This window comes from Amycolatopsis sp. NBC_01307, from assembly GCF_035975215.1.
Lineage (GTDB): Bacteria > Actinomycetota > Actinomycetes > Mycobacteriales > Pseudonocardiaceae > Amycolatopsis.
Genome location: NZ_CP108403.1, coordinates 5,907,511 through 5,932,415 on the forward strand (window position 1 = coordinate 5,907,511; position 24,905 = coordinate 5,932,415).

Here is a 24,905-nt window from a genome sequence, read left to right on the forward strand (position 1 = left end):
GTCACGTCAGCAGGAGTTTCGCGATGCGGCGGGTCGAGGCCCACAGGCCCACGCCGCCGAGGACCAGCAGGTAGGCGAGGTTGCCCAGCATCCCGGGCGACAGGATGCCCGTCGCGAGGCCGCGCATCAGCTCGATCGCGTGGTAGAGCGGGAAGCAGCGGACCACCCACTGCACCGGCTCCGGGTACACCGACAGCGGGAAGAACGTCGTCGAGAACAGGAACATCGGGGTCAGCACCAGCTGGATGTAGTCGAACTGGGCCGTCGACTTCACGAACGTCACCAGCGCCATGCCGACCGCCGAGAACGCCAGGCCCACCAGCAGGGCCGCCGGGACCATCAGCAGCGCCCACCACGACGTCAGCAGCCCCATCGCCGCCGCGATGCCGAGGAACGCCACCGCGTAGAAGCCGCCGCGCAGGACCGCCCAGCCGATCTCGCCGAGCGCGACGTCCAGCGGGCCGATCGGAGTGGCCAGCATCGCGTCGTACAGCTTCGCGTAGCGCAGCTTGAAGAACAGGTTGTACGTCGACTCGAAGACGGCGCCGTTCATCGCCGACATCGCCAGCAGCGCCGGGGCGACGAAGGCGACGTAGCTCATCGGGCGCCCGTCCGGGCCCGCGACCTCGGTGACCAGCTTGCCGAAGCCCAGCTGGAACGCCATCAGGTAGAGGAACGGCTCGATCGCGCCGGACAGGAAGATCAGCCAGCTGTTCCGGTAGACCATGGCCGCGCGCTCGATCAGCGCGCTCGCCCGGCCGGCGTAGAGCCCGGGCGGGAGGATCCGCAGCAGCAGCCCGCCGCGGGCCGGCGGAGCCTGGACGCTCACCATCAGACCACCAGCCTCTTGTAGAAGGCCCGGTGCGCGAGCGCCCACCCGGCCGCGAACAACGCCGCGAGCACGGCGAAGTGGCCGAGCATCGCCCAGCCGCCGACCCCGCCGACGCTCACGCCGCGGGCCAGCTGGGTGCCGTGCCACAGCGGCGAGATCCAGGCCAGCCAGCGGATCGCGGCGGGCAGCTGGGCGATCGGGAAGAACGTGCCGGAGAACAACGTCATCGGCATCACGACGAACCGGAAGATCAGCCCGAAGCGCTGGCCCTCGTCGTGGGTGCTCGCCGCCAGCGCGGCCATCGGCGTGGTGCAGGCGAGGCCGGTGACGGTGCCGGCCAGGATCACCAGCAGGACGCCGGGGCCGGTCCAGGAGCCGAAGAACAACGCGACGAACGCGTAGATCGCGCCGGCCAGGGTCAGCCGCAGCGCCGACCAGATCAGGTGACCGCCGAACACCTGGCCGGGTGACACCGGCGTGGCGGTGACGGCCAGGTAGTCCTTCTGCCACTTGAATCCGGAGAGAACGGGGTAGCTCGACTCGCCGATCGCCTGCTGTGCCGCACCGGCCGCGAGCAGCGCGGGCGCGATGTACTGCAGGTAGGAGAGGCCGCCGGTGACCGTGCCGGGCCGCACCTGCGACCCGAAGCCGAGACCCATCGCGGCGAGGAACAGCACCGGCTGCAGGCCGGTGGAGTACAAAGTGGACAGCCAGTGCCGGCGGTACCAGGTCCAGTGCCCTTCGACGCGCAGCCAGGCCCCGTGCCACCGGCCGACGACCCGGCCGGTGGATTCGACGGTGGTCATGGCCGATCCTTCCGGCCGAGGCGCGATCGCCGGGTGTCCCGGCAGGAGTGCGCGCGTGGAGTCTCCCGGCAGAGGCACGATCGCCGGATCGCCCGGCAGGAGTGCGCGCGTGAGCTGCACCCCCGCGGGTCCCTCCGGCGATGGGCATCGGCCGGAGCCCGGCGGAGTCGTGGCCGGGGCAGCCGGGCCAGGGCCACCGTCGCGACCGGAACGGCCGACTCGCCATCCCGAACGGCCAACCCGCCGACCGGAGCAGCCAACTCGCCACCCGGAGTGGCCGACTCGCCGGGAGGGCGGAGGGGCGCGGGACAGCCGTGTGCGCCACGAGAACCCGAGTCCATCAGTCCACCAGCGTTCGGCCGGTCAGCCTGAGGAACACGTCCTCCAGGGAACTGCGGCGCACCAGGCTCGACAGCGGGCGGACGCCTCGGGCGTGGGTGCGTTCCAGGGCGTCCTCGCCGTCGTTGCTGTAGAGCAGGACGCGGTCCGGGAGCACCTCCACCCGCTCCGCCAGGCCCGCCACCTGCGCGGCCGCCGACTCCTGCTCCCCCGACGCGAACCGCAGCTCGACGACTTCGCGCGTCGAGTAGCGGCTGATCAGCTCGGCCGGTGAGCCTTCCGCGGCGATGCGGCCGTGGTCCATCACCACCAGCCTGTCGCACAGCTGCTCCGCCTCGTCCATGTAGTGCGTGGTCACGATCAGCGTGGTGCCCTGGGCCTTGAGCCGGAACAAGCGATCCCACAGCAGGTGCCGGGCCTGCGGGTCGAGGCCTGTCGTCGGCTCGTCGAGCAGCAGCAGTTCCGGGTCGTTGACCAGCGACCGCGCGATCGTCAGACGCCGTTTCATGCCGCCCGACAGCGGGTCCACCTTGTCGTCCGCCCGGTCCGTCAGCTGGGCGAACTCCAGCAGCTCTTCGGCCTTGCGGCGAGCCACCGCCCGCGACAGCCCGAAGTACCGGGCGTACACGATCAGGTTCTCCCGGACGGTCAGCTCGACGTCCAGGTTGTCCAGCTGCGGCACGACGCCGAGGCGCGCGCGGATCCGCGGGCCGGCGGCGTCCGGGTCCAGGCCGAGGACCCGCAGGTCGCCGTCGGTCCGCGGTGACACGCACGCGATCATCCGCATGGTCGACGACTTCCCGGCGCCGTTGGGGCCGAGGAAGCCGAACGCCTCCCCGCGCCGCACCTCGACGTCGATCCCGCGCACGGCTTCGAACTCGCCGAACCGCTTCACCAGTGCCTTGGCCTGCACCAGCGCCGGCTCTCGCTCCTCCGTTTGGTCCACACCCGAACCCTAGGACCCGCCACCGACAAAAACCGAACGGTTTAGCCGCGAACGGTCGACACCAGCGTTTTCGTCACCCCGTTGACCGTCACCGACAGCCGCGCGACGCCCGGGCGCAGCGCCGTCAGCACCCCGGTCGACGGGTCGAACGACGCGACGTCCCACGGCGCGGGCGGCCACCCGGCCGAAGCGATGTGCGTGCCCCACGCGCCGGTCCAGTCCGCGCTGACCGGGTACGACACCGGGACGTCGCGGGCGCCCTGGCGCAGCGTCGCGCGCACGTCGGCGTGGGCACCCCGGGCAAGCTCCGCCGGCCCCGCGAGGGTCAGCGCGTCGACGTTCGGGCGGGTCTCGAACCGCACCGGCTGGGCGCGGTCGGCCGGGTCGACGCGCAGCAGCGTCCAGCCGACGAACCCGCCGTCGCCCGGTGCGGCCGCGGGCGCCTTGCCGGAGTTGCCGTTGACCAGGTACGGCACACCGTCCACACGGGACAGCGAGAACACGCCGGCGTGCGAGGCGACGGCCGCCGCGGGCTTGCCGGACGTCTGCTCGAAACCGGTCAGCCAGCCGGTCAGCAGCGCCGCTTCCTTCGGGTCGGCGAGCTGGGAGTTCCCGGTCGGGCTCGGGTCCTTCACCGGGTGGTGCATCGCGACGACGACCCCGCGCACGTTCCGGTCGGCGGCCGCCGAGTCGAGCGCCGTGCGCAGCATCCGCACCTGGTCGAACCCGCCGGCCCGCAGCGAGCCGCGCGAGGAGTCCAGCAGCACCAGCCGGATCCCGCGCAGGTCGACGACGCGGTGGGTGTCCCCGAAGACGGCCTGGAAGTTGGCGAGGCCGTTTCCGCCCTCGGCTTCGTGGTTGCCCGGCACGTAGTACCACGGCGCCTTGCCGTCCAGCTCCTCGGAAATCACCTGCCGCGCCAGCGTGAAGTCGGGCGGCGTGCCGCGGTCGACGAAGTCGCCGTTGAGCAGCACCAGGTCCGGCTTCGCCGCGACGGCCTCGCGCAGCGCCCGCCGCGCCTGGGCGACCAGCGGGCCCGTGGGGTCGTCGGCGGTGAACTGCGCGTCGCTGACGACCGCGACGCGCAGGCCGCCGGCGAGCGTTCCGTCGGTGACCAGCGCCGGGTCGTGCGGCGCCGGGTCCGCGGGCACCGTCGCCGACGGCGCCACCTCGAACGTCAGGTCGTCGAACACCAGGTGACCTTCGTACTGCTGGTCCGGCACGTTTTCGACGGCGTAGAACCGCGCCAGCCGCTGCCCAGCGGGCAACCCGGCCGGCACCGCGGCGGTGACGTAGCGCCAGCCCGTCCAGTCCACGCTCAGCGACAAGTCCACAATGGACGCGACGTTCGCGGCGTCGCGCAGTTCGGCCCGCAGCCAGGCGCCCTTACCGTCACCGTTGACCCACAGGCCGATCTTCTGCGTGCCCGTCGGTACCGGCAGCGACGCCGAAGGCGTGACGTACGCGGCACGCGTCGCGGTCGTGCCGGTCAGCCGGTAGTCCAGCGCGAGACCGGCGCCGCCGTCCCGCCCCAGCGCCGCGGACAGCGCCGCGCCGACGACCGCCGGGAACACCGTGGCGGTCCAGCCCGCCGGGCCGTCCAGCGGCGCCGCGACCTGCGCGACCGTGCCCACGGATACGGCCAGGTGGGTGGTCAGGCCGGCCGCCGTCGCGGTGATCGCGGACGCGCCGGACGCGGTCAGCGCCGTCACCGAGAACCCGTCGCCCGCCGGGACGACGCGCACGACCGCGTGGTCGTAGTCGAGCTTCACGTCGTCGGGCTCCAGCCAGGTGCCGTAACCGTCGGCGTCGTAGCCGTAGACCTTGAACGTGCTGGTCGCGCCGGCGGCCGACAGCGCGACCTGCTCGGTGCTGGTGCCGAGCCGGACCGGCTTGCCCAGCACCGAAAGCGCCGTCTTCCCGGCCGCCCGGCCGGACTTCGCGACGACGTCGACCCCGCCGGGACCGTGCCCGGTCACGACCCCGTACGTCACGGAGGCCCGCCGGGGGTCGGACGTCGTCCAGCGCGGGTCGGCGGCGACCGCGGCGCCGGTCTCGTCGTGCCCGTCGGCGACCAGGTGCCGGGTCAGGCCGGTCAGGACGCGGGTCGCGTCGGCCGTCGCCACCGCGGGCGCCGGCGCGAACGCCGTCAGCCGGCCGCTGCCGGGCACCGTGCCGAAGCCGATCCCGTTGGGCACCAGGCGTTCCCCGCCGTCGGACGGCGCGTTGCGGATGCTCGGCGCGGCCTCGCCCTCGGTGCGCGCCAGCAGCGTCGACGAGCCGCCGCCGTCGAGGTTGATCGCGTCGTCGGCGCCGAGGCTCTTCAGGTGCCGCGCCAGTTCCAGCTCGGTCATGCCGCGGCTGTCGGCCTGGCGTCCGTCCACAGTGGCCAGCCACAGTTTCGTGCCGTCGGCGGAGAAGCCGACCGCGGTCCGCGGGTGCATCGCGACGTTGTCGACGGGCTGCACGACGCCGTCGCGCAGCAGGACTTCGTTGCCGCCCACCGCGACCGCGATCTTCCCGGCGTCGGAGCGCGGCGCGTACGTGACGCCGACCGCGTCACCCGGCTTCAGCGCGGCGAGCGCGTCCGCGCCGGCCTCACGGGCCAGGAGCACGGTCGTGCCGGCCGCGATCGGGCCGTCCGCCGGCGCGGTGCGCACCTGGGTGACAACGCCGTCGCGCAGCTCCACCTCGAGGACCCGCGCGGCGCCGGCCACCGACGTCGCGCGGCCGGAGCGGCCCCACAACGGCGTGTAGACGCCGATCGCGTCGCGGTCCAGGACCGGGCTGTTGAAATTCGTGGCCTTGACGGCGCCGCCGGGCAGCGTGACCGTCGCTTCGAGGAAGACCGATGCGAGCCGGGCCTTGCCCTCGTCCGTGATCGCCGCGGTGAGGTTGTGGCCGGCCGCGGGCGCCGTCTGCAGCTGCCCGTGGTCGACGCCGACGCCGATCGGCGCGCCGGTGGCGTTGATGTCGAAGAAGTCGCCGTTCACGCCGGCGACCGCGCCGGTGCGCGCGACCTGCTGCGAGAGCGGTGTGCGCGCGGAAACCGTGCCCGGGCTGAGGTACGTCGGCCAGAGCACCTTGCTGCCCAGGTCGACGGCGAGGGTGTCGCCGCGGATCCAGCCCGCCGGGTCGTACCGGTCGAACTGGGTGAGGTCCAGGCCGGGCGCGACCTCGGTGGTCGCGCTGCCGGTGACGAGGCCGTCGTCGGGGTCCGCGGCGGCGGAGGTCGCCGGGCCTTCGTGGGCCGACGACGCGGCGGGCGCGCCCTCGATCGGCGGCGTCCCCAGCGGCGCCGCGAGCGGGTCGGCGTGGGCCGGGACGACGAGACCGGACGTGAACAGCGCCAAGAGCGCGCCGGAGAGCACAAAGCGTGACTTCTTCACCGGGTACCCCAGTATCGAGTGAGAGTGAACCGGACCAGCACAACGCAGCGGCACGGCCACGGGAAGGCTTCGCGGTGAACGCCGCCTGAATGGTCTAGAACAGCTGCGGCGTCAGGCCGTGAACGGCGCCTGGAGGAACTGTTCGGCGGTCCCGGTGTCGCCGGTGAGACGCGGCGCGGGGGCGGTGCGCTTCCACAGGTGCAGCAGGAGGTCCTGCGCCGTCGCCTCGGCGGTCGCGGCGGGTTCGGTGGCCGGGCCGAGTGCGGGTGGCTCACCCGGGTGCAGCGTCCAGGCGTCGCCGGTGTCGGTGGTGCGCAGCGCGAGCGGCGCGGCCAGTGGCGGCGGGGCGTGCCAGCGCGAGACGCGCGGGAGCCAGGCGGTGAGGACCTCGTCGACGCCGTCCGCGGCGACGGCCGGGTCGAGCGTGACCGCGGTGCCGGCCGCGGCGTGCGCGTCCGTGAGGTGGACGGCGGTTTCGTGGACCTGGCGGCGGAACCAGAAGGCCTTGACCTTCCCGGTGCCCGCGAAGTGCCAGCAGCGGTCCTCGGGAGTGGCGGCCTCGAGCGCCTCCAAGAGCTGCTTAGCGCTGTCGGCGTACCAGGACGCGAGGTCGGCGCCCGGGCCGTCGTCGAAGCTCTGCCGTTGCGATTCCCCGGAGATGACGACGGAGGTGGCCCAGCGGTGCACGTTGCCCAGGTGCGTGCCGAGGTCGCGCAGCGTCCAGCCGCCGCAGTCCGGCACGGCCGCGGCGGGGTCGGCGGTGCGCAGGACTTCGGCGAACCCGCCGGTCAGCTCCCGCAGCACGGGGAGGTAGTCGCGGGCCGGGAACGGCATCGTCGTCATCGGGTCTCCGGGTCGAGCCGGGGCCACCCGGGGGTGGCCCCGGTGCCGATCACAGGTCGGGGAACCAGAGCTTCAGCTCGCGCTCGGCCGACTCCGCGGAGTCCGAGCCGTGGACCAGGTTGTACTGGGTCTCCAGCGCGAAGTCGCCGCGGATGGTGCCCGGGGTGGCCTTCTCGACCGGGTCGGTGCCGCCGGCCAGCTGGCGGAACGCCGGGATCGCGCGCGGGCCTTCGACGGCGAGCGCGACCAGCGGGCCCGAGGTGATGAACTCCAGCAGCTCGCCGAAGAACGAACGCTCCTTGTGCTCGGCGTAGTGCTCCTCGGCCAGGGCCTGGGGGACGGTCCGCAGTTCGACGGCGACGAGCTTGAGGCCCTTGCGCTCGATCCGCGAGATGACCTCGCCGACGAGGCCGCGCGCGACGCCATCGGGCTTGACCAGGACCAGCGTGCGTTCAGTCACGACGGTGTTTCTCCTTGTTGCGGTTAAGTGTCGGTGCGCGGAGCCTAGCCGACGGTCTGCCGGCCCTTCGTAGTCGACGTCACGAACCGGCCTGAAAGCCGTGAAGGCCTCTCGGAGTCATGGAGTCGTTGCAACACCGCCCAGCGAAGGGTGGAACTGCGATGACACGGGTACGAACCCATCGGTGGCTACCACGCTCGGCGCAGCTGCTGTTCTGGCAGCAGATCCGGGCAGGCCTGACCGCGAAACCGGCCGCGCAAGCGGCCGGTTTCGCCCCCGCCACAGGCGGGCGGCTGTTCCGCCAAGCTGGCGGGGTGATCAGCAACGCACCCCACCAGCCCGGGCCGGTCCGGCTGACCATCGCCGAGCGGGAAGAGATCGCCTGTCTGAAAGCCGCAGGTCACGGCCCACGCGCCATCGGCAGAACGATCGACCGGCCGGCCTCGACAGTGTCACGGGAGCTGGCCCGCAACACCGGCCTGACCGGCCACTACCGGGCCAGCAGTGCCCAGCACGCGGCCGAGGAACGCGCGAAACGACCCAAACCGGCGAAGCTGCGCGCCGATCCGGCGTTGCGGGCGGCGGTGCAGGACGGGCTGACCCGGAAGTGGTCGCCGCGGCAGATCTCCGAGAGACTGGTGCTGGACTTTCCCGACCGGCCGGAGATGCGGGTGTCGCACGAGACGATCTATCAGTCGCTGTATGTGCAGGGCCGGGGCGCGTTGCGCCGGGAACTGACCGCGGCACTGCGGACCGGGCGGGCGTTGCGGATGCCGCGGCGGCAGGCCCAAACCCGGCGGGAACGCCCGTCGGGCGGGATCCAAGACATGGTCAACATTTCCGAGCGGCCGGCCGAGGCCGCCGACCGGACGGTCCCGGGGCATTGGGAAGGCGACCTGATCCTGGGCAAGGACAATCGGTCCGCGATCGGGACGCTGGTGGAACGCTCGACCCGGTTCGTGATGCTGCTGCACCTGCCCCACGGGCGGGACGCAGCCACCGTCGCCGCGGCGATGACCGAGATGATCCAGACGTTGCCGCCGCTGCTGCTGGGCTCGCTGACCTGGGATCAGGGCAAAGAAATGGCCCATCACCGGAAGATCACCCTGGACACGGGGTTGCAGATCTACTTCTGCGATCCGCATTCGCCCTGGCAGCGCGGCAGCAACGAGAACACCAACGGTCTGCTCCGGCAGTACTTTCCCAAAGGCACCGACCTGTCCCAGCACAGCGCGGATGATCTGGTGCGGGTGGCGGAGGAGCTGAACGGGCGGCCTCGGGAGACCCTCGGCTGGCGGACACCAACCGAGGCCCTCACGAAGCTACTGTCAGATCAACAAACACCAGGTGTTGCAACCACTGCGTGAATCCGCCCCTCCTTACCGGCTCTTAAAGCCGGTAAGGAGGCCTTCACGGCTTTGGACTCACTTCAGCGGCCTTGCGGGTGCAGCTTCTTCGACCACAGCGACGCTCCCGTGGCGTCGCGCAGGTCCACCGTCAGGTCGCCGCTGGCGCCGTCGATGTTCAGCTCGCCGAAGTGCTGGAAGCCGTCGATCGGGGCGGTGTTCGCGACCGGCGGGGCGTGGACGAACACCGCCTCCGGGCCGAACGTCGGGTCGAGCGTGTTGGGGCCGAACGCGCCCGCGTTCAACGGCCCGGACACGAACTCCCAGAACGGGTCGAAGTCCTGGAACGCGGCGCGGTCCGGCGAATAGTGGTGTGCCGCCGTGTAGTGGACGTCCGCCGTCAGCCAGACGACGTTGCGGACACGACGGCGCTGGATCTCGCGCAGCACCCAGGCCAGCTCCGTCTCGCGGCCGCCGGGTGCGCCGGGCAGGTTGTTCGCCACGGCCTCGATCGCGGTGCCGTCCGGGACGACCAGGCCCAGCGGCATGTCCGCCTGGACGATCTTCCACGTCGCCGTGCTGCGGCCGAGCGCGTCGGCCAGCCAGCGGGCCTGCCGGTCGCCGAGGATGTAGCCCGGTTTCGTCTGGTCGGCCGTGTTGGCGTTGCGGTAGGTCCGCATGTCCAGCACGAAGATCTCGGCGCGCGTGCCGTACCGGAAGCTCCGGTAGACGCGGCCGTCGACGGCCTGGCGCGAGTCGATCGGGTGCCACTCGTGGAACGCCTGGTAGGCCCGCGGCGCGAGGACGTCGACGCGCTTCTCGGTGTACGCCGGGTTGTCGAGGATCTTGCCCGGGTACCAGTTGTTGAGGACCTCATGATCATCCCACTGGACGTAACTGGGCACCTGTGCGGCGAAGCGGCGGAAGTGCTCGTCGAGGCGGTTGTACGCGTGCTGGCCGCGGAACTCCGCCAGCGTCTCGGCGACCTTCGCCTTCTCCGCGGTGACGACGTTGCGCCAGGTGCGGCCGCCGGGCAGCGTGACCGTCTCGGTCAGCGGGCCGTCGGAGTAGACCGTGTCGCCGCTGTGCAGGAACAGGTCCGGGCGGCGGGCGGCCATCGCCGAGAAGATCGTCATGCCGCCCAGGTCCGGGTTGATGCCCCAGTTCTGGCCGACGACGTCGCCCGACCAGAGGATCCGGGCGCTGCTGCGGCCGACCGGCGCCGTGGCGAACATGCCGGTCAGCGGCTCGCTCGTGGCGCGCCCGTCCGGCGACTCCGCCGTGACGCGGTAGTGGAACTCCGTCCCCGGCGTCAGCCCGGCGACGCGCACCCGGCCGGTGCCGTCGCTGTCCGGGCCGACGGCGGGGCCGGTGATCCGGCGGGCGTGGCGGAACGACGGGTCCCGCGCGATCTCGACGACCAGGCGCGCCGGGCGGTCCGCGCGCGACCAGACGACGGCGGACCCGGTCGTGACGTCGCCGGACTGGACGCCGTGGGTGAGCACGGGCCGGTCGCGGCGCACGAGCGGCGTCGCGGCGAAAGCGGTCGACGGCAGCACGAGACTCGCGGCCGCGCCGGTCAGGCCGGCCTTGAACAGCGTGCGGCGGGAGTGGTGGGTCGGTTCGGTCATGCGCGGATCCAACCCCGCCCCGGCCAACGCCGGATGGCGTGCGGGTGAACGGATCCCGGGGGTTTCCCCGATGTCCGAGGCGGCTCGCCGTCGGTAACGTGGCGATCACGACAAGGGGGTCAGATGAGACCATTCAGGAAAACCCTGGCGGTGCTGACGGCGGCGCTCACCGTCACCACGCTGGGCACAAGCATCGCGGAAGCGGGACAGGACAGCGGCAAAGCCGTCCTCCGCTACACCGAACACGGCGTCCCGCACATCGTCGCGAAGGACTTCGCCGGGCTCGGTTACGGCTACGGCTTCGCGGCGGCGACCGACAACGTCTGCGAGCTCGCGAACATCTACCTGACGGTGAGCGCGCAACGCTCGAAGTACTTCGGCCCGGACGGCGAGGGCTACCCGTCGCTGTCCGACGCCGGGAACAACCTGCACAGCGACCTGTTCTTCCAGCAGCTCAACGACTCCCACGTCGTCGACCGGCTGGTCGCGCAGCCCGCGCCGCTGGGACCGCGGCCCGAGGTCCGCGACATCGTCTCCGGCTACGTCAAGGGCTTCAACGCCTACCTCGCCCGCACCGGCCGTTCCGGGATCAGCGACCCGGCCTGCCGCGGCGCTGGCTGGGTCCGGCCGATCACCGAGCAGGACTTCTACCGCCACTACTACGCCATCGCCATCACCGGCGGGCAGGGCGCCATCACCGACGGCCTGTTCACCGCGCCGCCGACCGGCGCGACGTCGACCAAGACCGGCACCGCGGATCAGCTCGCGACGCGCGTGCGGGAGACGCTCGGCGGGGGCGGGCTCGGCAGCAACGGCATCGCGATCGGCGCCGACAGCACCGCGGCCGGCAAGGGCAGTGTGCTGCTCGGCAACCCGCACTACCCGTGGCAGGCCGGGCGCCGGTTCTGGCAGAGCCAGCTGACCATCCCGGGCCGGTTCGACGTGGCCGGCGCGAGCCTGCTCGGCATGCCGTTCGTCCAGATCGGGCACACCGCCGACGCGGCCTGGACGCACACGGTGTCCACGCCGATCACGTTCGGCCTGTTCGAAGTCCCGCTGAAGCCGGGCGACCCGACGACCTACCTGGTCGACGGCCAGGCCGAGAAGATGACCTCGCGCGACGTCTCGGTCCAGGTGCGCCAGGCCGACGGCTCGCTGAAGCCGGTCCGCCAGACGTTCTGGTCGACGCGGTACGGGCCGGTGATCGGGGACGTCGCCGGGATTCCGGTGCCGTGGACGGCGAAGTCGGCGTACGCGGTGCGCGACGCCAACGCCACCAACCTGCGCGGGCTCAACACCTGGTTCGAGCTCGACCAGGCACGCAGCACGGCCGACATCACCCGCGCGCTGAGCCGCACGCAGGGTGTGCCGTGGGTCAACACGATCGCCACCGACCGGGCGGGCCACGCGCTGTACTCCGACGTCCAGGTCGTCCCGCACGTCACGGACGAGCAGGCGAAGGCGTGCAGCACGCCCCTGGGACAGCAGACGTTCCCGGCCGAAGGACTGTCCATCTTGGACGGTTCGAAGTCGTCGTGCAACTGGGGTTCCGACCCCGGCGCGGTGGAGCCGGGCATCTTCGCGCCGTCGCGGCTGCCGCAGCAGCAGAGCCGGGACTACGAGCTGAACACGAACGACAGCGCGTGGCTCGCGAACGCGAAAACCCCGATCACGGGCTACCCGCGGATCGCCGGCGACATCGGCACCGAACGCTCACCGCGGACCCGGGAAGCGCTGCTGAGCGCCGAAAAGGGCGGGTTCACAACGGACTCGATGAAGCAGCTGCTCTTCGCCGACCACAGCCTGCTCGCCGACCTGACGGCGGCGGACCTGGCGAAGCTGTGCGCGTCGTTCCCCGGCGGGCAGGCGCCGTCGTCGTCCGGCCCGCAGCCGGTCGGGCCCGCGTGCACGACCCTGGCGAACTGGGACCACACGTACTCGCTCGACAGCCGTGGTTCGCTGCTGTTCCACCGGTTCACCGTCCGGCTCAGCGGCACGGCGCGCTTCGCGGTGCCGTTCGACCCGAAGGCGCCGCTGACCACGCCGAACACGCTCAACTCAGCGGATGCCGGCGTGCAGAAGGCGTTCGGCGACGCGCTGGCCGACCTGCGCAAGGCGGGGCTCGCACCGGACGCGCCGCTGCGGGACGGCCAAGCCGTCACCCGTGACGGCGAGCGGATCCCGATCCACGGCGGACCGGGCCAGCTCGGCATCCTCAACGTGATGACGCCGCTGTGGGACCCGTCGCGCGGGGTCGTCGACATCCAGCACGGGTCGAGCTACATCCAGGTGGTCGGGTTCAGCGGGCACGCGTGCCCCGACTCCTCGACGTTGCTGACCTACTCGCAGTCGGCGAACCCGCAGTCGCCGTACTTCAGTGACCAGACGAAGCTCTACAGCCGGGGTCAGTGGGTGAAGGACCGCTTCTGCGAAGCCGACATCCTGCGCTCCCCCGCGCTGCGGGTCGTCGTCCTGCGGTGAGTCAGGGCTGGGGCTGCTGCTGGCTCGCGAGGGTGCCGGCCGCCATCCGGCGGGCGACGTCCTTGCGCAGCCACAGCAGCCACAGCCAGACCGCCAGGAAGATCACGCCCAGCACGGCGATCGCGGGCAGCCAGAACACCAGCGCGATCAGCACGACCTGCAGCGCGAGGAGCACCGGGACCGTCCACGGCCGCTTGACGAACCCGCAGAGGACGACGTGCAGCAGCGCGACGGCCAGCACGGTCCAGCCGGTGCCGGTGCTGATCCCGCCGCCGAGCTTGTTCACCACCGGCAGCGCGAGGGCGACGGTGATGCCCTCCAGGATCAGCATCCCCGACATCACGCCGCGGAACCCCTTCATCGGGTCCTTCGGCTTCGGTGCGGTTTCCGTCGGTTCACTCACGCCGGCTCCTTCCCGAACAGCGTGCGCGCCTCGCCCGCGGTGACGACCGAGCCGGTGACCAGCACGCCGCCGCCCGCGAGGGGCTCTTCCGGGTCGTCACTGGTCTCCACCAGCGCGATCGCCGTCTCGGCGGCGGTCTCCAGGTCGGTTTCGGCGACGACCCGGTCCTCGCCGAAGATCGAGATCGCCAGGTCGTTGAGCTCCTCCAGCGGCATCGACCGCGGCGACGAGTTGCGCGTGACGACGACGTCGGACAGCACCGGCTCCAGGGCCTCGAGGATGCCGCGGGCGTCCTTCTCGGCCATCACGCCGACGACGCCGACCAGCCGGCGGAACGCGAACTCCTCGGCCACGGTCGCGGCCAGCGCGCGGGCGCCGTGCGGGTTGTGCGCGGCGTCGAGCAGCACCGTCGGCGCCGCGCGGACGCGCTCGAGCCGGCCCGGGTTCTCGACCTCCGCGAACGCCTCGCGCACGGCCTCCATGACCAGCTGCTTGTCCTTGCCCGCGCCGAAGAACGCCTCGACGGCGGCCAGCGCGAGCGCGGCGTTCTGGGCCTGGTGGGCGCCGTGCAGCGGCAGGAAGATCTCGTCGTAGACCCCGCCGAGGCCCTGCAGCTTCAGCATCTGCCCGCCGACGGCGATCTCGCGCTCCAGCACACCGAACTCGCTGCCGGCGCGCGCCACCGAGGCGTCCACCTCGACCGCGCGGTCCAGCAGCACCTTCTGCACCTCGGGGTCCTGCTCGGCGATCACCGCGACGGACCCGGGCTTGATGATCCCGGCCTTCTCCCTGGCCGCGCCGAGGATGTCGGGGCCGAGGTACTCGATGTGGTCGAGGCCGATCGGCGTGATGACGGCGACCTCGGCGTCCGCGACGTTCGTGGCGTCCCAGGCGCCGCCCAGGCCCGCCTCGATCACGGCGGCCTCGACGGGCGCGTCGGCGAAGGCGGCGAACGCCATCCCGGTGAGGATCTCGAACTTGCTCATCGCCACGCCGTCCGCGGCGGCGCCGTCGACCATGGCCACGTACGGCGCCAGGTCATGCCACAACTCGGCGTAACGCGCGGCGGAGATCGGGTGTCCGTCCAGCGCGATCCGCTCGGTGACCAGCTGCAGGTGCGGACTGGTGTAGCGGCCGACGCGCAGGCCCATCCGGGTCAGCAGCGCGTCGATCATCCGGGCCGTGGAGCCCTTGCCGTTGGTGCCGGCCACGTGCAGCACCGGGTAGCCGCGGTTGGGCTCGCCCAGCAGCTGGACCAGGGCGGAGATGCGGGTCAGCGACGGCTCGATCTTCGTCTCGGGCCAGCGCTGGTTCAGCTCGGCCTCGACGGCCATCAGCTCGCGCCGCGCCTCGGGGCCGTCCGGGTGGCCGTACGCCTCGGGTGCGCCCTGGTCGTCGAGCTCGTGCAGCTCGGCGTCCTCGGCGGTGATCATGTCGGGCACCGGGCCGGTGGCGAGGTTGTCACCCAGCTGGCCGACGCCGCCGATCCCGCCGCGCGACCCGCCGCCCGCGTCGAACGCGGTGTCCCGGGCGTTCAGTTCGGGGTCGGTGTCGTCGTCGTCCTCGTACCCCTGGGCGCCCAGTTCGTCGACGCCCGCGAAGCTGTCCAGATCCGACAGGTCCGGCCTGCGACCTGTCTCATCCTGCGGCACTGAATCTCCTCCGGCCTGGGGTTTTCGGCTTGCCTTGCGAGTCTACGTGCGCCTCAGGTGGCACTCTCGACGCATGCCGTTCAACCACAACGACCACTACCACCCGCTGCTGCTGGACCAGCTGCCGCCGGGGCCGGGGATCGCGCTGGACGTCGGCTGCGGCACCGGCCGGTTCGCGCGGCGGCTGGCCGCGACCGGGATGGCGGTGGAGGCCCTCGACGTGTCGGCGGCCATGGTGGAGGCGGCGTCGGGCCTCGGGTCGCCGGGACCGGGCAAGATCGTCTACCGGCAGGCGGACATCACCACCGACGACCTGCCGGAGCAGCACTACGACTACATCTCGTGCCTCGCGTCCCTGCACCACGTGCCGTTCGGGACGGTCACCAAGCTGCGCCGCGCCCTGGTGCCGGGCGGGGTGCTCGTGGTGCTGACGCCGGCCCGGCCGAGCGGCCCGCGCGACTGGCTGCGGGAGCTGGCGGCGGTGCCGGCCAACGCGCTGGCCCGGCTGGTCGTCCACGCCGGCGAGCGGCTCAACGGCGGCGGGGACGACGGGCCGCAGGCACCCACGCTGTTCCGGTTCCCGGCGATGGCCGAGGTGCGGCGCGACGCCGCCCGGCTGCTGCCCGGGAGCACGATCCGGCCGCTGCTGTTCTGGCGCACGCTGATCACTTACCGTGAGCCGGAAGACGATCACCCGTTGTGACACCACGGGCGGGTGAAGTCCGCCCCCGCACCACCCCGTGCTCGCTAGATGTGGAGGGAGTTCCGCAGAACAGAACGGGGTCTTCATGCGCATCGCCCGGCTGCTCATCGCCGTCGTCTCGGCAGCCATCCTGCTTCCCGCGTCCGCCACCGCGGCGTCGGCGGCACTCCCGGTTTCCCGCATCCACCACTACGTCGCGCTCGGCGACTCCTACACCTCGGGGCCGTTCATCCCGGCCCAGCGGACCGACCCGCTCGGCTGCGGCCGGTCGACGGCGAACTACCCGTCGGTGCTGGCGGACGCGCTCGGCGTCGGCGACTTCGACGACGCCAGCTGCGCCGGCGCCGACACCACGAACATGACCCGGCCGCAGTCCGTGCCGTTCAGCGGCACCAACCCGCCCCAGCTGGGCGCGCTGCGGATCGACACCGACCTGGTCACCCTCGGCATCGGAGGCAACGACTTCGGCGTCTTCGGCGGCATCGTCGGGACGTGCCCGGGCCTGCGGAAGGCCGATCCGACCGGCAGCCCGTGCGAAGAGCACTTCACGACCAACGGCGTCAACACGGTGAAGACGGCCATCGGGAACACCGTGCCGCGGGTCGAGGCCGTGCTCGCCGCCATCCACGAGCGCTCGCCCGGCGCGCGGGTCCTGGTCGTCGGCTACCCGCGGATCGCGCCGCCGAGCGGCTACTGCCCGGACGTCCTGCCGTTCGCCGACGGCGACTACGCCTGGCTGAACGAGGTCGAGCAGGAGCTGAACCAGGCCCTGTCGGACGCCGTCGACGCGGATGGCAAGGCCACTTACGTGGACACGTTCGGCCCGTCCCGCGGGCACGACGCCTGCGCGCGCGGCGGCTCGGCGTGGATCAACGGCAAGGACCAGAACATCTTCGTCGCGGCGGCCTACCACCCGCTGAAGGCGGGCATGGCCGGGATCGCCGCGGTGGTGCTGAAGCAGGCTCGCTGACCCGTGCCGTGAGGGGCACCCTCAGGGACTCCGTGTCCCTCACGGCTTTGGGTCAGACGGAGACCGTCGCGGCCACGAAGTCCAGGACCAGCCGGGCGAACTCGGCCGGCAGCTCGGCCGGGGCGCCGTGGCCGGCGTCGATCGTGGCGGCGCGCGCGCCGGGAATCGCCGCGACCAGCTCGCGCTGCTGCTCGGCCGTGACGATCCGGTCGTGGGCGCTGCCGAGCACCAGCGTCGGCGCGGTGATGGCGCCGAGGACCGGCCGCAGGTCGACGTGGCGGTCGGCTTCCGTCTGGCGGTCCGTGCCCGGCTGGATCATCGTCGTGAGGTCCGCGACGAGCTGGTCGTTGCCCGCCGCGGTCGCCGTCGACCAGTAGCGCGGGCCGAACGCCATCAGCGGCAGCATCCGGGCGAACGCCGCCGGGCCGTCGGCCAGCAGCTCGAGCCAGTGGCGGAACTCGGCGTCCTGGCGGACGTCGGTGACCGGCCACGCCGCGTGCAGCACGGCCGAGCGCACCCGGCTCGGGTGGGTGCCGGCCAGGTGCGCGGCCACCACGGCGCCGAGCGAGTGCCCGACGACGTGCGCGGCCGCGACCCCGGCGTCGTCCAGCACCGCCAGCACCTCGGCGGCCAGGTCGGCGACGTCGATCGGCCCGCCGTGGTCGGTGGTCAGCCCCGAGCCGGAGAAGTCCGGGGCGAGCACGGTGAAGCGGTCGCGAGCCAGGGCCGTCAGCGGTCCCCACTGCTCGCGGGACGCGGCGGTGCCGTGGAGCAGGAGCAGCGCGGGGCCGTGGCCGTCGACGTCGTAGTGCACGGCGGCTTTCCCGCCGGCGAGGGTCACGGGGACCGTGGGCATGGCTTTCCTTCCGGGTTCAGGCGGCAACCGGGACGATCGCGCGCAGGGCCGCGGTGAACGCGCGGGGGTTCTCCTGGTGCGGGATGTGCCCGCAGCCGGCGATGACGTGCACCCGGGCGCCGGGCGTCAGGGCCGCGCACGCCCGCGGGACTTCGAGGGGGATCTCGGTGTCGAGCTCGCCGTGCAGGTAGGTGATCGGGACGGACAGCCGTGGCAGCCGCGGCCGCGGGTCGTAGCGCGTCACCTCGGTGAACATGTCGTCGAGGTAGACGCTCGAGTCGGCCAGCTGGCGCACGGTCCAGTCGACCAGCTGCGGCGAGACGCCCGGGGCGAACCAGTTCGGCACCCATTCCGCCAGGGTGCCGATGCGGTCGTCGAGCATCCGTTCGCGCAGGTCGAGGACCTTCTCCAGCATCGCCGCGGCCGGCCAGTAGGCCGGGCCGTCGACCGCGACGACCCCGCCGACGAGCTCGGGGCGGGCCAGGGCGAGCTCGGTGCCGAAGACCGCGCCGAACGACGAGCCGACGACGACGGCCTTCTCCAGTTCCAGCGCCTCGATCACCGCGGCGACGTCGGCCGTGACGCCGTCGATCGTGTTGCCCTCGGCCGGCTGGTCGGAGCGGCCGCACCCGCGCCAGTCGAGGGTGACGACGCGGTGGTCGCGCACCAGGTCGGGCAGGCACGACTGCCAGACGCGGCCGCTGGTCCCCCAGCCGTGCAGAAGGAGCAGAGCGGGGCCGCGGCCGGCGTCGTCGTAGTGGAGGCGGGTGCCGCGAACGTTCAGGGAGGGCATGTCGGGTTCCTTTCGCTCGGGTTCGAGCCAACCGCCCGGACGAGCGTTTTCCGATGAGCACTCCGCTCGTACACTCATCACGAACAGTGATGAATGGGGGCGGCGGTGGAGCTACGGCAGGTGCGGTACTTCGTCGCGGTCGCCGAGGAGCTGCACTTCGGGCGCGCGGCCGAGCGGCTGCACATCGTCCAGCCCGCGGTGAGCCAGCAGGTCCGGCGGCTGGAGCGGGAACTGGGGGTCGCGTTGCTGAACCGAACCACCCGGAGCGTGTCGTTGACCGAGGCGGGCCGGCGGTTCCTGCCGCACGCGCGTGCGGTGCTCGCGGCGGCGGACCGGGCGGCGGACTCGGCCGCGGAGTTCCGCGCGCCCGGCACACTGGTCCGCCTGGGCACGAGTGAGGGCCTCGGCGACCGCTTGGACGTCCTGCTGAGCGCGTTCGCCCGGCTCGCGCCGTCGGCCGCGTTGGAACTGGTCCACGCCCCGACGACCCAACGGCTGCAACGCGTCCGCGACGGTTCGCTGGACGCGACGATCGTCCGCGGCTCGTGGCCGGGATCCGGGCTGGACTTCACTCCCTTGTGGACGGACGAGGTGATGGTCGCGCTGCCCGCGTCGCACCCGCTGACTTCTCGCGACATCGTTTCCTTCGCCTCGCTGGCTTCGCTCCCCGCACGCCTGAGCCCGCCTTCGCGGAACCAGCCGCTGTACGACCTGGTGCTCGCCTGCTGCCGCGAGGCGGGTTTCGAGCCGTTGATGGGCAAGGACTTCACGACCGCGCAGGACACCTTGGGCACGCTGGGCTTCGGCCGCCCACACTGGACGGTCTTCTACCGGGCGCACGCGAACCTGCTGCCGGTGCCGGGGGTGGCGTTCCGCCCGTTGCGCGACCCGGCACCACGAATGCCGACGTACCTGGCGACGCCCGCGGACCGCCGGGTCACGCCGGAACTGGTGGCACTGATCGAAGCCGCGCGGACGACCGAAGCCGGCTGAGCAGCCCCTACGGCGGGTTGTCCCGGTCCCGCGTCCGCGATACGTCATCATGTCCGGATGGGTGACTCCGAGCCGGGGACCAAACCTGCCGAGAAAGAGCAGAAGCCGCCTGAGGGCCTGTCCCAGTTCATCGGCAAGGTGCTCGACCAGCTCAGCCTCAGTGCCTGGATGCCGGCAGCCATGCTGGTCGGCTGCGGCGCCGTTCTCGTGCAGCTTCGGAGCCAGAGAAATTTCGACCTCGGCGCCGCGGTGGTCGGGCTGACGGCGAAACCCTTGGGCATCCTGGTCGTGCTGTTGTTCGCGCTCGTCCTGGCGGCCCTGGTAAGCCAGGCTTTCTCGTTCTCGGCGATCCGGTTCTTCGAGGGCTACTGGAAGGGACCGCTCGTGTGGCTCGGCCTATACCGGGTAATGGTTCGGCGCAAAGCAAAAAAGCGTGAAAAGCTCGCCACGAGGCTGGACCGGCAGACCAAGCGGGCTTTCGAGACAGTCAGACCTCGATTGCTCGAGAGCGAGATCAAGCGGTCCTTGATCGACGTGGCTGAAGACAGCGTCTATTCGAGGCACCTCACGCCCAAGCGCGAACAACTTGCCGCCGAGTTCGACTGGCAGATGTTTCTACCTCCCGACGTGGTCGGCAGACTCGCCAGGATCCGCCAGACGCAGCTGGATTACCCGAACCCACACCGGATGCTGCCCACCAAGCTGGGCAACATCCTCCGCGCCACCGAAGAAGAAATCACCGGCGAGAACGAGGACACCCAAGACCTCGTCCTGCGACGGGGAGACGCCATCCCCGCCCGGCTGCGGCTGCACCACGACCAGTTCCGCACTCGGCTCGACATGTATTGCACGCTGATCTTCGTCCACCTCGGCTTGATGGGACTCACGCTGGCGCTCCTGGTGCCGGCCCGGAGCCCGGCAGCAGGCACCGCGGTGACCGCTGCGGCGTTCCTGATCTTGGCGGTGGCCAGCTACTCCGCAGCGATCACGAGCGCACGCGGATACTGCACGACTCTCAAGGTGATCTTCTCCTCCGAATCGGGCTAAGACCTGATTCAGTGCCCCTTGTCCGGCACCAACCTCATCGGCAGCTTGTGTTTGGGGCAGTCCGGCTTGCCGACCGAGGGCTTCCGCTCGCCGCAACCGGGCACCTTGCACTCGTACTGCTTCATGCGCAGCTCAGGTGTCCCGGGAAGCCGGTCATCGACCACCGTCCGACTGTCCCCTCACCCACGGCCGCTGTCAACGCGCCGTTTGGCGAGAAGAAGTTCCGCGGAGTCAGCACTTCTCGTTCGGCGTTCACGCCGCGTACGACAGAGCCCGCTACCTCCGAACGGGGGTAGCGGGCTCGATCCGAACCGTGTCAGGAAGCCGGGAGGGATGCCAGGCGCGCCGTGATGCGGTCGATGTCTGTGGCCGCCGTTTGCTTGCGGACCTTGATCTTGTCGATCACCGGGGCCGGGGCCTTGGCGATGAACGCCTCGTTGCCCAGCTTGGCCTCCGTCTGGGTCAGCTCCTTCTGGGCCGCCGCGAGGTCCTTCTGCAGGCGCTTGCGCTCGGCCTCGACGTCGACCGTGCCCGAGAGGTCCAGCTCCACCGTGACCACGCCGTCCGCCAGGGCGACCTCCAGTGACGCGCTCGCCGCGAAGCCGTCCGACGGCTCGGTCAGGCGCACCAGCGACCGGACCGCCTCCTCGTGGCCGCCCGCGTAGCCGCCCAGGCGGGACGCGACCTTCTGGCCCGGCTTGAGGCCCTGGTCCGCGCGGAAGCGGCGGATCTCCGTGACCAGCTTCTGGACGTCGGCGATGTGCGCGTCGGCGACCGGGTCCGCGTAGCCCGCGAAAGCGACCGGCCACGATGCGACGACCAGGGACTCGCCGCCCGTCAACGCCTTCCACAGCTTCTCGGTGATGAACGGGATGAACGGGTGCAGTAAGCGCAGCACCGTGTCCAGGACGTGGCCCAGCACCGCTCGGGTGGCGGACACCCGGGAGGAGTCCCCTTGGTACAGCTGGACCTTCGCCAGCTCCAGGTACCAGTCGCACAGCTCGTTCCAGGTGAACTGGTAGAGCGCGCCCGCCACCTTGGCGAACTGGAAGTCCTCGAACAGACCGTCCACTTCGGACACCAGTGCGCCCAGGCGGCCGAGGATCCAGCGGTCCGACTCCGTCAAGTCAGCGGCAGCGGGCAGCGGTGCGGCGACCGACGCGCCGTTCATCATCGCGAACTTGGTGGCGTTCCACAGCTTCGTGCAGAAGTTGCGGGAACCCGCGGCCCACTCGTCGGCCAGCGCCATGTCCGCGCCCGGGTTGGCGCCGCGGGCCAGGGTGAACCTCGTGGCGTCGGCGCCGTAGGCGTCCATCCACTCCAGCGGGTCGATCACGTTGCCGCGTGACTTGGACATCTTCTTGCCCTGCGCGTCACGGATGAGACCGTGCAGGTAGACGTGGTCGAACGGCGGGCGGCCGTCCATCTGGTGCACGCCGAACATCATCATCCGGACGACCCAGAAGAACAGGATGTCGTAGCCGGTCGACAGGACACTGGTCGGGTAGAACTTGGCCAGGTCGTCGGACGACGACGAGGGCCAGCCCAGCGTCGACATCGGCCACAGGCCCGAGGAGAACCAGGTGTCCAGGACGTCCGGGTCCTGCGTCCAGCCCTCGCCGGACGGCGGCTGCTCGTCCGGGCCGACGCAGACGACTTCGCCGTCCGGGCCGTAGAAGACCGGGATCCGGTGGCCCCACCACAGCTGGCGCGAGATCGTCCAGTCGTGCATGTTGTCGACCCAGTCGAAGTACCGCTTGCCCAGCTCCGGCGGGTGGATCTTCGTGCGGCCGTCGCGGACCGCGTCGCCGGCCAGCTTGGCCAGCTCCTCGACCTTGACCCACCACTGCAGCGACAGCCGCGGCTCGACGACCGTGTCGCAGCGCGAGCAGTGCCCGACGGCGTGCACGTACGGCCGCTTCTCCGCGACGATCCGGCCGAGCTCGCGCAGCGCCGCGACCACCGCGGGCCGCGCCTCGAAGCGGTCGAGCCCCTCGAACGGGCCCTTCACGGTGATCTCGGCGCGCTCGTTCATCACCGTGAGCATCGGCAGGTCGTGCCGGCGGCCGATCTCGAAGTCGTTCGGGTCGTGCGCCGGGGTCACCTTGACCGCGCCGGTGCCGAACTCCGGGTCGACGTGCTTGTCGGCCACGATCGGGATGCGGCGCCCGGTGAGCGGCAGCTCGACGGTCGTGCCGACCAGGTGCGCGTAGCGCTCGTCGTCCGGGTGGACGGCGACCGCGGTGTCGCCCAGCATCGTCTCGGCGCGGGTGGTGGCCACCACGATCGCGTCTTCGCCGTCGCCGTAGCGGATCGACACGAGCTCGCCGTCGTCGTCGTTGTGGTCGACCTCGATGTCCGACAGCGCGGTCTGGCAGCGCGGGCACCAGTTGATGATCCGCTCGGCGCGGTAGATCAGGCCCTCGTCGAAGAAGTTCTTGAACACGGTCTGGACGGCCTTCGACAGGTTCTCGTCCATCGTGAAGCGCTCACGCGACCAGTCGACGCCGTCGCCGAGGCGCTTCATCTGGCCGAGGATCCGGCCGCCGTACTCGGCCTTCCACTCCCAGACGCGCTCGACGAACTTCTCGCGGCCCAGGTCGTGGCGCGAAAGGCCCTCACCGGCGAGCTGGCGCTCGACGACGTTCTGCGTCGCGATGCCGGCGTGGTCCATGCCCGGCAGCCACAGCACCTCGTAGCCCTGCATCCGACGGCGGCGGCTCATCGCGTCCATCAGGGTGTGGTTGAGCGCGTGGCCCATGTGCAGGGAACCGGTCACGTTCGGCGGCGGCAGTACGATCGAGAACGGCGGCTTCTCCGACGAGGCGTCGGCCGTGAAGTACCCGGCCGCTACCCAGCGGTCGTACATCGGTGCTTCCTCGGCGGCCGGGTCCCAGGCACCCGGAAGGTCGGTGGTCTGCTGCGGAGCGTTCTCGGTCACAATGGACAAGTCTACGAACCCGTCACGGCGGGTCACCCAGGGGGAAGGCACTCGGGATGGCACAGCCTCAGCAACCGCAGGATCCGGACGACCGGCGCCTCGAGACGCACCCGGACCTGATGAACCCCGACTGGCAGAAGTACGCCGAGCGGGACGCCTGGCTGGGCGCCAAGAAGGACCTGAGGAAACGCCGCAAGCGCGACCGCCGGACCGGCGGCACCGAGCGGCCCGGCAGCAGCCGGTGGCCGGGGCTGCTCGCCCTGCTGCTGGTCGTCGCGCTGGTCGCGGCGGCCGTCGTCGTGCACCAGGTCCAGGGCGTCGGCGTCAACGAGGACCCGTTCCTGTTCTTCGGCGCCTCGCTGCACACTTCCGCGTAACGAACCCGCGCTTCCGTCGATGATCAGTCATCGACTGTGGGGGAAGCACGTGGACGAGGACAACCTGCTCGAAACGCACCCGGACCTGATGGACCCGGAGTGGCGCAAGCACGCCCAGACCGACGCCTGGCTGGGGGCGAAGAGCGACCGGAAGAAGTTCCGCAAGCAGCAGAAGCGCGCCCGGCGGAACGCGCCGTCGCCGGGCCGGGGACGCCGGTGGGGCCTGGTCGCGTTCGTGCTGATCCTGGCCGTGACGACGGCGGTGGTCGTGGCGCTCGGGCAGCGCACACCCGCGAGCGAAGCGGGCACCCCGGATACGCCGGTGCCGACGACGGTCAACCCGACCTCGGTCGCCCAGTACGCGCCGGTGGACCTGAAGCACGCGTACGCGCGGACCCCGGCGGACGCTTGGCGCAAGGGCATCGACGGGATCACCGTCCCCGCGCCGGCCGCGATGGGGTCGTTCACCGCGCCGCAGGTCGGCGACGCCTACACGAAGGTGAAGCAGGCGATCACGGCGTCCCGGCTCGACCCCGCCGTGCTCGACCGGCACGACACCGCGGCCTACCTGGCGCTGTTCGCGAAGGACGCCGAGGGCGCCATCGCGAAGGAGCTGGGGACCAAGCCGGACTTCTCGGCCTACGTCACCGAGCTGGCCGACGGCTACCACCTGCTCGACCAGGGCCCGCGCACGTTCGGCTCGATGACCGCGAAAGCCGGCGCGAAGCCGGGCGAGCTGGTCGTCGACGTCAAGTACGTCACCGCGTACGCCTTCGACAACGTCCACCCCGACGGGCTGCAGGGCCCGTGGGAGATCGTGAGTTTCGTGCGGTCGGACGAGAGCTACGTCGTCCGCCAGGGCAAGAACTTCGCGGCGGGCAGCCGCGGCCTGTGGCCCGGCGACGGCGGGGGGAGCTTCTACGACTCGATCGGCTGCGAGGCGCTCAAGCAGGGTTATCTCGCGCCCGCTTACGCCAACCCGGACCAGCCCGGGCTGCCCGGCGACGACCAGGACGTGCCGGGCGCCTACGACCCGAGCCTCCCCATGCCCGACGTCCACGGCTGCAAGGACTGACCCTCCCGCACTCCCGCCGAGG

The 24,905-nt window shown here is 71.6% G+C and carries 20 protein-coding genes; 8 read left to right on the plus strand and 12 right to left on the minus strand.

From position 1 onward, the window contains the following. Window position 1: 1 nt before the first annotated feature. From OG439_RS25325 to ndk, 6 genes are all read right to left on the minus strand, one after another. Window positions 2-832: an ABC transporter permease gene (locus tag OG439_RS25325; protein ID WP_326943339.1), complete on the minus strand. Its 831-nt coding sequence runs from the start codon at window positions 830-832 to the stop codon at window positions 2-4. Beyond that, window positions 832-1,638 (minus strand): ABC transporter permease, encoded by an 807-nt coding sequence (locus tag OG439_RS25330; RefSeq protein ID WP_247055223.1) that lies wholly within the window; start codon window positions 1,636-1,638, stop codon window positions 832-834. The genes OG439_RS25325 and OG439_RS25330 overlap by 1 nt, the downstream gene beginning before the upstream one ends. Window positions 1,639-1,978: 340 nt before the next feature. Further along, complete coding sequence (locus tag OG439_RS25335) at window positions 1,979-2,923, minus strand: ABC transporter ATP-binding protein (RefSeq protein ID WP_326943340.1); 945 nt, start codon at window positions 2,921-2,923, stop codon at window positions 1,979-1,981. 41 nt (window positions 2,924-2,964) lie between these two features. After that, on the minus strand, window positions 2,965-6,312 hold the full coding sequence (locus tag OG439_RS25340; protein ID WP_326943341.1) for a phosphodiester glycosidase family protein: 3,348 nt from the start codon (window positions 6,310-6,312) through the stop codon (window positions 2,965-2,967). 111 nt (window positions 6,313-6,423) lie between these two features. After that, window positions 6,424-7,155, minus strand: a complete 732-nt coding sequence (locus OG439_RS25345) for a maleylpyruvate isomerase family mycothiol-dependent enzyme (protein ID WP_326943342.1) — start codon at window positions 7,153-7,155, stop codon at window positions 6,424-6,426. Between the two features lie 49 nt (window positions 7,156-7,204). Beyond that, entirely contained in the window at window positions 7,205-7,615 is a 411-nt protein-coding gene (ndk, locus tag OG439_RS25350) for a nucleoside-diphosphate kinase (RefSeq protein WP_247055230.1), read from the minus strand. Window positions 7,616-7,776: 161 nt separating this feature from the next. Here ndk and OG439_RS25355 point away from each other — a divergent pair, with 161 nt between their 5' ends. Next, complete coding sequence (locus OG439_RS25355) at window positions 7,777-8,982, plus strand: IS30 family transposase (protein ID WP_326943343.1); 1,206 nt, start codon at window positions 7,777-7,779, stop codon at window positions 8,980-8,982. A gap of 62 nt (window positions 8,983-9,044) precedes the next feature. On the opposite strand, the gene OG439_RS25360 is transcribed toward OG439_RS25355, so the two are convergent. After that, window positions 9,045-10,592 carry an alkaline phosphatase D family protein gene (locus OG439_RS25360; protein ID WP_326943344.1) on the minus strand — a complete coding sequence of 516 codons (1,548 nt, stop codon included), beginning with the start codon at window positions 10,590-10,592 and terminating at the stop codon, window positions 9,045-9,047. A 123-nt stretch (window positions 10,593-10,715) separates the two neighbouring features. Between OG439_RS25360 and OG439_RS25365 the strand changes: the two genes are divergently transcribed. Next, window positions 10,716-13,073 carry a penicillin acylase family protein gene (locus tag OG439_RS25365; RefSeq protein ID WP_326943345.1) on the plus strand — a complete coding sequence of 786 codons (2,358 nt, stop codon included), beginning with the start codon at window positions 10,716-10,718 and terminating at the stop codon, window positions 13,071-13,073. Between the two features lies 1 nt (window position 13,074). Here the strand turns inward: OG439_RS25365 and OG439_RS25370 are convergent, their stop codons facing one another. Together OG439_RS25370 and folC are read right to left on the minus strand one after the other, a co-directional pair. After that, the gene (locus OG439_RS25370; RefSeq protein ID WP_247064493.1) at window positions 13,075-13,434 is read right to left on the minus strand and encodes a DUF4233 domain-containing protein; all 360 of its coding nucleotides are present in this window, start codon (window positions 13,432-13,434) and stop codon (window positions 13,075-13,077) included. Window positions 13,435-13,472: 38 nt separating this feature from the next. Beyond that, window positions 13,473-15,128 carry a bifunctional tetrahydrofolate synthase/dihydrofolate synthase gene (gene folC / locus OG439_RS25375; protein ID WP_326943346.1) on the minus strand — a complete coding sequence of 552 codons (1,656 nt, stop codon included), beginning with the start codon at window positions 15,126-15,128 and terminating at the stop codon, window positions 13,473-13,475. A 73-nt stretch (window positions 15,129-15,201) separates the two neighbouring features. Between folC and OG439_RS25380 the strand changes: the two genes are divergently transcribed. Then, window positions 15,202-15,831, plus strand: a complete 630-nt coding sequence (locus OG439_RS25380) for a class I SAM-dependent methyltransferase (protein WP_326943347.1) — start codon at window positions 15,202-15,204, stop codon at window positions 15,829-15,831. An 85-nt stretch (window positions 15,832-15,916) separates the two neighbouring features. After that, complete coding sequence (locus OG439_RS25385) at window positions 15,917-16,801, plus strand: SGNH/GDSL hydrolase family protein (RefSeq protein ID WP_326943348.1); 885 nt, start codon at window positions 15,917-15,919, stop codon at window positions 16,799-16,801. Window positions 16,802-16,853: 52 nt separating this feature from the next. On the opposite strand, the gene OG439_RS25390 is transcribed toward OG439_RS25385, so the two are convergent. Both OG439_RS25390 and OG439_RS25395 read right to left on the minus strand, forming a co-directional pair. After that, window positions 16,854-17,657 (minus strand): alpha/beta fold hydrolase, encoded by an 804-nt coding sequence (locus tag OG439_RS25390; protein ID WP_326943349.1) that lies wholly within the window; start codon window positions 17,655-17,657, stop codon window positions 16,854-16,856. 16 nt (window positions 17,658-17,673) lie between these two features. Next, window positions 17,674-18,450: an alpha/beta fold hydrolase gene (locus OG439_RS25395; RefSeq protein WP_326943350.1), complete on the minus strand. Its 777-nt coding sequence runs from the start codon at window positions 18,448-18,450 to the stop codon at window positions 17,674-17,676. A 105-nt stretch (window positions 18,451-18,555) separates the two neighbouring features. Between OG439_RS25395 and OG439_RS25400 the strand changes: the two genes are divergently transcribed. Beyond that, window positions 18,556-19,443 (plus strand): LysR family transcriptional regulator, encoded by an 888-nt coding sequence (locus OG439_RS25400; RefSeq protein WP_326943351.1) that lies wholly within the window; start codon window positions 18,556-18,558, stop codon window positions 19,441-19,443. Between the two features lie 57 nt (window positions 19,444-19,500). Then, entirely contained in the window at window positions 19,501-20,490 is a 990-nt protein-coding gene (locus OG439_RS25405; RefSeq protein WP_326943352.1) for a hypothetical protein, read from the plus strand. A 316-nt stretch (window positions 20,491-20,806) separates the two neighbouring features. Here OG439_RS25405 and OG439_RS25410 read toward each other — a convergent pair whose 3' ends face one another. Next, complete coding sequence (locus tag OG439_RS25410) at window positions 20,807-23,431, minus strand: valine--tRNA ligase (protein ID WP_326943353.1); 2,625 nt, start codon at window positions 23,429-23,431, stop codon at window positions 20,807-20,809. A gap of 56 nt (window positions 23,432-23,487) precedes the next feature. Between OG439_RS25410 and OG439_RS25415 the strand changes: the two genes are divergently transcribed. Then, a complete protein-coding gene (locus OG439_RS25415) occupies window positions 23,488-23,808 on the plus strand; it encodes a hypothetical protein (protein WP_326943354.1) in 321 nt (106 codons plus the stop codon). A 19-nt stretch (window positions 23,809-23,827) separates the two neighbouring features. Next, complete coding sequence (locus tag OG439_RS25420; RefSeq protein WP_326943355.1) at window positions 23,828-24,883, plus strand: hypothetical protein; 1,056 nt, start codon at window positions 23,828-23,830, stop codon at window positions 24,881-24,883. The last annotated feature ends 22 nt before the right edge of the window (window positions 24,884-24,905 follow it).